This window comes from Methylorubrum podarium, assembly GCF_022179745.1.
In the GTDB taxonomy this organism is placed as follows: Bacteria; Pseudomonadota; Alphaproteobacteria; order Rhizobiales; family Beijerinckiaceae; genus Methylobacterium; species Methylobacterium podarium.
In genome coordinates this window covers 1-6466 of sequence record NZ_BPRD01000335.1, presented here as the reverse complement: position 1 = coordinate 6466, position 6466 = coordinate 1, and the positions used below count along the sequence as shown (strand labels likewise).

At 69.4% G+C, this 6466-nt stretch carries 6 protein-coding genes, 1 other RNA gene and 1 pseudogene; all 8 read left to right on the top strand.

Annotation, left to right across the window (positions count from 1 at the left end; translation table 11 throughout):
* Positions 1 to 2235 (top strand): NAD-dependent DNA ligase LigA (gene ligA, locus MFF42_RS16605; protein WP_238256736.1); only part of this gene is annotated, 2235 nt, incomplete at its 5' end.
* Between the two features lie 358 nt (positions 2236 to 2593).
* Positions 2594 to 2881, top strand: coding sequence for a BrnT family toxin (locus MFF42_RS16600; RefSeq protein WP_238256735.1), 288 nt, complete (start codon positions 2594 to 2596; stop codon positions 2879 to 2881).
* The gene (locus MFF42_RS16595) at positions 2856 to 3164 is read left to right on the top strand and encodes a BrnA antitoxin family protein (protein WP_238256734.1); all 309 of its coding nucleotides are present in this window, start codon (positions 2856 to 2858) and stop codon (positions 3162 to 3164) included. Before MFF42_RS16600 ends, MFF42_RS16595 begins: the two co-directional genes overlap by 26 nt.
* 291 nt (positions 3165 to 3455) lie before the next feature.
* Positions 3456 to 3755 carry a hypothetical protein gene (locus MFF42_RS16590; protein ID WP_238256733.1) on the top strand — a complete coding sequence of 100 codons (300 nt, stop codon included), beginning with the start codon at positions 3456 to 3458 and terminating at the stop codon, positions 3753 to 3755.
* A gap of 35 nt (positions 3756 to 3790) precedes the next feature.
* An RNA gene (gene rnpB, locus MFF42_RS16585) (RNase P RNA component class A) lies at positions 3791 to 4196 on the top strand.
* Positions 4197 to 4648: 452 nt separating this feature from the next.
* Positions 4649 to 5704: a 16S rRNA (cytosine(1402)-N(4))-methyltransferase RsmH gene (gene rsmH / locus MFF42_RS16580; RefSeq protein ID WP_238256732.1), complete on the top strand. Its 1056-nt coding sequence runs from the start codon at positions 4649 to 4651 to the stop codon at positions 5702 to 5704.
* Positions 5701 to 6132 (top strand): cell division protein FtsL, encoded by a 432-nt coding sequence (gene ftsL, locus MFF42_RS16575; protein ID WP_238256731.1) that lies wholly within the window; start codon positions 5701 to 5703, stop codon positions 6130 to 6132. Before rsmH ends, ftsL begins: the two co-directional genes overlap by 4 nt.
* A 121-nt stretch (positions 6133 to 6253) precedes the next feature.
* A pseudogene (locus MFF42_RS16570) lies at positions 6254 to 6466 on the top strand (penicillin-binding protein 2); the annotation flags it as partial.

The following is a 6466-nucleotide window of genomic DNA, read 5'->3' as shown; positions in this document are numbered from 1 at the left end:
GCGAATTTTTCCGTCGGCGCCAAGCCGACGGAAAAATTCGCCAAGGTCCGGCACGCGGTGCCGATGCTGTCGCTTGGCAACGCTTTCGCCGACGAGGACGTGGAGGAATTCGTCGCCCGGGTGCGCCGCTTCCTCAATCTGACGGCGGAGGAGCCGGTCGCCTTCACCGCCGAGCCGAAGATCGACGGTCTGTCGCTGTCGCTGCGCTACGAGGGAGGAAAGCTCGTCACGGCGGCGACGCGGGGCGACGGCGAGGTCGGCGAGAACGTCACCGCCAATGCCAGGACCGTGGACGACATCCCGGAAACGCTCTCCGGCGAGGGTTTTCCGGACGTGCTGGAGGTGCGCGGCGAGATCTACCTGTCGCACCAGGATTTCGCCGACATCAACGCGCGCCAGGAGGCGGCGGGCAAGCCGCTCTTCGCCAACCCGCGCAACGCCGCCGCCGGCTCGCTGCGCCAGCTCGATCCGGCGATCACCGCCTCGCGGCCCCTGCGCTTCTTCGCCTATGCCTGGGGCGAGGTGTCGGAGCCCTTCACCGACACGCAATCGGCGGTGCTGGAGCGGTTCCGGGCCTGGGGCCTGCCGGTCAATCCGCGGACCAAGCTGTGCCGCTCGCCGCAGGAGATGCTCGCGCATTACCGCGCCATCGAGGCGGAGCGGGCCGGGCTCGGCTACGACATCGACGGCGTCGTCTACAAGGTCGATGACCTCGGCTTCCAGCGGCGGCTCGGCTTCGTCAGCCGGGCGCCCCGCTGGGCGCTGGCGCACAAGTTCGCGGCGCAGGAGGCGATCACCGAACTCCTCGCCATCGACATCAATGTCGGCCGCACCGGCTCGCTCAACCCGCTGGCGCGCCTCAAGCCCGTCACCGTCGGCGGCGTCGTGGTCTCGAACGCGACGCTGCACAACGAGGGCTACGTCCAGGGCGTCGGCGCCGACGGCGAGCCGATCCGCGAGGGCCGGGACATCCGCGTCGGCGACACCGTGATCGTGGTGCGCGCGGGCGACGTGATCCCCAAGGTCATGGACGTGGTGCTCGACAAGCGCCCGCCTGAGGCCGTGCCGTACGTGTTCCCCGAGACCTGCCCGGCCTGCGGCAGCCGGGCGGTGCGCGAACTCAACCCGCGCACCAAGAAGCTCGACGCGATCCGCCGCTGCACCGGCGGCCTGATCTGCCCGGCGCAAGGGGTAGAGCGGCTGAAGCACTTCGTCTCGCGCAACGGCTTCGACCTCGAAGGCTTTGGCCAGACCTACATCGAGGTGCTGTTCGAGGCCGGCCTCGTGAAGCAGCCCGCCGACCTGTTCCGCCTTCAATTCGAGCCGCTGAAGGCGGCGATCGTCGCCCGGCGCGAGGCCCTCTCGGCCCAGCGCCGCGCGGAGGGCGAGGCGGCGCCGAAGAAGCCGACCAAGAAGAAGGGCGAGGAGGAGGACAAGGCGATCAAGAACCTCCTCGCCTCGCTCGACGCGCGCCGGACAATCCCGCTCAACCGCTTCCTGTTCGCGCTCGGCATCCCGCAGATCGGCGAGTCGACGGCCAAGGCGCTCGCGAAGCGGTTTCCGGATATGGACGCGCTGATGGCGGCGCTCGCGGCAGCGACCAAGGAGCAGGCGGGCCGCGACTGGCTCGAACTCTCGGCGCTCCCGCGGATCGGCCCCGGCACCCGCGACCGGCTGTTCGAGACCCTCGACCCGCTGCCCGGCGAGGCGATGACGGATCAGAGCCTCGGCGCGCGCCTGCGCGGCCGGCTCACGCCCTCGCAGCGCGAGGCGGTGCTCGCCCATTACGGCAGCGAGGCGGAAACGGATGCGGCGCTGGAGCGGGCCGCCTCGCAGCGGCCCGGCGACGCCTACCGGCTTTTCGCCGACGACGGCGAGATCGGGCCCGTCGCAACGGATTCGCTGATCCAATTCTTCTCCGAACCGCACAACGACGCGGCGGTGCGGGCGCTGCTCGAAGAGGTCAAAACCGAGCCGCTCGCGGCCCCGACCTCCTCGGCGGTGGCTTTTTCCGGCAAGACCGTCGTCTTCACCGGCACCCTCGAGAAGATGACCCGCAGCGAGGCCAAGGCCACCGCCGAGCGCCTGGGCGCCAAGGTCTCCGGCTCGGTCTCGGCCAAGACCGATCTCGTGGTCGCCGGACCCGGCGCCGGCTCGAAGCTCAAGGACGCCGAGCGCCACGGGGTGAGGGTGGTCTCGGAGGACGCGTGGCTGGAGATGCTGGCGGAGAGCTGATTTTTTTCAATCACTTGCAGGTCTTCTTGCGGCTCTAGCGCCAGGAAAAGGCGCTCCGCGGGCTTGCCGACCGATGCACGAATGCGCTCGTCCTGGGGGAACAGGTGCCGCGCCGAACGTCTCGCAGGCCTACGCCACGTACCGCGGTTGGACGGTCGACGCCGTCGAGGTCGTGAAGCCGCTGCCGACGCCGCCGTTGAGGCCGGAGGGGCCGAAGCAGGCGAACGACGACGCGCCTGAGGAGGCTTGATCTCAAGCCGACCCCAACTCGCTTGCCGCGGCATCAACACCACGTTGATATTTTTCGCAGTAGCAATAAATTAGGCGCGGGCGGGCATCGTGCCCCAAGAAGGGAACGATGACTGCGACGTGGGGTGAGCCGAAGCGTGAGGCGAACCTGCTCAAGCACGGATTCGACTTCGCCGATTTCGATGCATGCTTCGATGCCGGGACCGCGCTGTTTCGCTCCACGACGCCGAGCCGAACCGGTCGCGAACGCCTCATGCTCATCGGCGAGTGGGAGGGTGAGATTGTTGTGACCGTCATCCTCTCGCCGTTGGGAAGCGAGGCCATTGATCTCGTTTCCATCCGCCGTGCCAGCGACAAGGAAAGGGCCGCCTATGAGCAGCATCGCGCGCACGCCTAACCAGGCGCCTCCCGGCATCTCCCAGGAAGAATGGGATGACGTCGACAGCCCCGAGATGACCGACGCTGATCTCGCCGAGCTACGGCCTGCAAGCGAGATGCCGGAAAAGGTCTTCGCCTTGCTGCCGAAGCGGGGGCGCGGGCGGCCGAAATCCGGGAACGCGAAGGTGAACGTCACGCTGCGCCTCGATCCGCGGCTGGTCGATGCCTACAAGGCGACGGGCTCAGGCTGGCAGACGCGGATGCAGGAAGTGCTGGCTGCGGGTCTCCCCTCGCGGCCTTAGGTCATTCACGAAGGCCCCCTGGGGCAACTCACGTGATTCGAACCCGCGCGGAGTACTGAGGTGCCGATCCGTTTCCGATCGGAGTGACGGTGCGCATGTCCGATGGACATGTGATCAAGACCGAAAATATAGGCAAGCCCGATAAACTATAATATACTAACAAGCGACTTGCTTCCTACGGTGCCGATACCGGAAAGATGCGCCACATGATCGGGAAGTCGAAGCGTCAGTTGCGCCGTCGCATAGATAAGGAAGCGGCCTGAGGGTCGCCCGGCAGTTCAGGCAGCCTGGGTGACTTTCCCAAGCGCGGAAGGCTCAGGGCTTGCCGGTCGCTTTCTGGACGCGGCGGGCGCCGATGTGAGGACGGGCTCGCCGTCGAATATCAGCGGTTCGTTGGTCAGCGGGTTCGAGCTCAACGACAAGGCGCGTGGCCTCGCCGGCTATCGGGTGACGGGGGAGCATGTCGAGGTTTTGCGTGGTCTCTATGCCGGTCGGGATTTCCGGGCGGCCGAGATTCCGCACCGAGTGCGGCTGCCGTCTCTCCTTCGCAGCCTTCCTCTTCACGACGAGAAATCCCCTTCCGAGCCTTGACCCCGCGCCGCCCGCGGCGCAAGCGGGGCGCCGGATCAGCCGGCCGGGCGGCCGCTCCGTCGTCAGACGGGGAGGAAAGTCCGGGCTCCATGGAGAGGCGGTGCCGGATAACCTCCGGCGGGGGCGACCCCAGGGACAGTGCCACAGAGAGCAGACCGCCTTACCGAGGCTCGTCCTCCGTAAGGTCAGGGTGAAAGGGTGCGGTAAGAGCGCACCGCGGACGCGGCAACGCGGACGGCACGGCAAACCCCACCGGGAGCAAGACCGAATAGGGGCGACACGCTCCTCTCCGCGAGGGGAGGGCAGGCCCGCTCTCCAGGCTCGTCGCCCGGGTTGGTTGCTCGAGGCGGCCGGCAACGGCCGTCCCAGAGGAATGGCTGCCACGTCCGTGGGTTCATCTCACGGGCCCTACAGAACCCGGCTTACAGGCCGGCTGATCCACCCGATCTTCGCGAAGAGTGCTTTCCATCTTCGACACGGCGAAGAGCCGTCCGATCGCGGCGATCCCCGCCCCGCGCGTCCGACGCCGGATGCGTGAGTTGCCGGCGCGCCCGCTGGTCAACCTCAAGAGACAGCGGCCCTCATTGACGCTCGGTTAACCTTGATGCGGTCAGATCACAGCAGCCTGCACGGTCAAGTTCGTTGACGCGTTTCGAGGGCCCATGTTACCCCGAGCCATCCCGTTGACGCCCTGTTCTGGATCGGCCAACACTCGCTCAGGTTGCCGCGCGGGACTGCGTGCGCGTGGCCCGAGCCGCTCGCGGATCGGCGTCGCCACATCCGACAGGACCGCGGTGCGGTCCGCCCACTCAGCAGGCCCTCATGACCCCTCCCTCGCCGGATGGCGCCCGAGCCTTTTCCGGATTCCGCGAGAGCGCTGCGGAGGGGTGCCGATGAGCCGGTCGCCGCGCACGACGAAAGCCGAGACCGCGAAGGCTGAGCCCGTCCGCCACATCCCGGTTCTTCTCGCCGAGGTTCTCGCCGGGCTCTCCCTCGACCGGCCGGGCCTGGCGGTGGACGGCACCTTCGGTGCCGGCGGCTACACCCGCGCGCTCCTCGACGCCGCGCCCGAAATCCGGGTGATCGCCATCGACCGCGATCCCTCGGCGATCCGGGCCGGCGCCGCGCTCGTGGACGCGTCCGGAGGCCGCCTGCGGCTGGTGCAGGGCCGCTTCGGCGATCTCGACACGCTCATCGCCGACCAGGACGAGGCGCAGGCCGACTGGGTCGTGCTCGACATCGGCGTATCCTCGATGCAGCTCGACGAAGCGCATCGCGGCTTCTCGTTCCGCCAGGACGGGCCGCTCGACATGCGCATGGGCGGCGACGGCCCGAGCGCGGCCGACCTCGTGAACGGCGAGGAGGAGGGCACGCTCGCCGACATCCTCTACCATTTCGGCGAGGAGCGCCGCTCGCGGGCGGTGGCCCGCGCCATCGTCGAGGCGCGCCGCCGCGCTCCGATCACGACGACGGCGCAGCTCGCCGAGCTCATCGCCGGCGTGGTGCGCCCCGAACCCGGCAGCCCGATCCATCCGGCGACCCGCAGCTTCCAGGGCCTGCGGATCGCGGTGAACGACGAGCTCGGCGAGCTGGTGCGCGGCCTGCACGCCGCCGAGCGGGTGCTCAAGCCCGGCGGCCGGCTCGCCGTCGTGACGTTCCACTCGCTGGAAGACCGCATCGTGAAGCAGTTCTTCTCCGCCCGCAGCGGCCGGGCGGCGCAGGCCTCCCGCCACCTGCCCGGCGTCGAGCGGCCGGCCCCCAAGAGCTTCCGGCTCGTGACCAAGGGCCCGATCCTGCCCTCGGAGGCGGAGACGGAGGTCAACCCGCGGGCGCGCTCGGCCAAGCTGCGCGCCGGCGAGCGGACTGATGCGCCGCCGCCGCCGCCGCTGAGCGCCATCGAGACGCTGGCGAGCCTGCCGGCTCCGCAGGGACGGGGGGCACGGCGGTGATCCGGCTTCTCAACGTGCTGGCGATCGTCGGCCTGATCGGCTCGGCGGTCTACGCCTACTCGATCAAGTACGACACGCTCTATCAGGCGGGTCAGGTCTCCAAGCTGGAGACCGCCCTGCACAAGGAGCGGCAGGCCATCGCGGTGCTGCGCGCCGAGTGGCAGCTCCTGACCCGGCCCGACCGGCTCCAGGCGGCGGTCGAGCGGCATCTCAGCCTCGAACCCATCGGCGACGGGCATCTCGCCCGTCTCTCCGACCTGCCGAACCGGCCCGACCGGGGCGACGAGATCGGCCGCCTCCTGGCCTCCACGGCGACCCCGACCGGAACGCCCAAGGACAAGCCGTCGAGCGCCCGCGACGAGCCGCGCACCACGGGCTCCGTCACCAGCCGCACCGTCTCCACCCGTCCGCCGACGGCTTCGAGGTAGCGTTTCCGTGTCCCAAGACTCGTTCCGCGACTCTTCCCGAGATCCGACGCCAGATTCGTTGCAAGACCTCCCGCACGGTCACGCGCCGGAGGGATTGGAGGCGCCTGCGCACGATGCCGCAATGTCCGCGTCGGTCGCGGCGCCGGAGCCGCTCCCGGAGCGGGTGGTGGCGAGCGAGCCGCCGGCCTCGGCGCTGACCCGGCTCGCCCGGATGATGTTCCGCCTCGCGATCGAGCGCTCGCACGCCCGCGTGGCGCTGGTCGGCCTCGCCTTCACGGCGGTGTTCGTCACGATCGGCGTGCGGCTGATCGTGATGGCGGGCGTCGCCGCCATC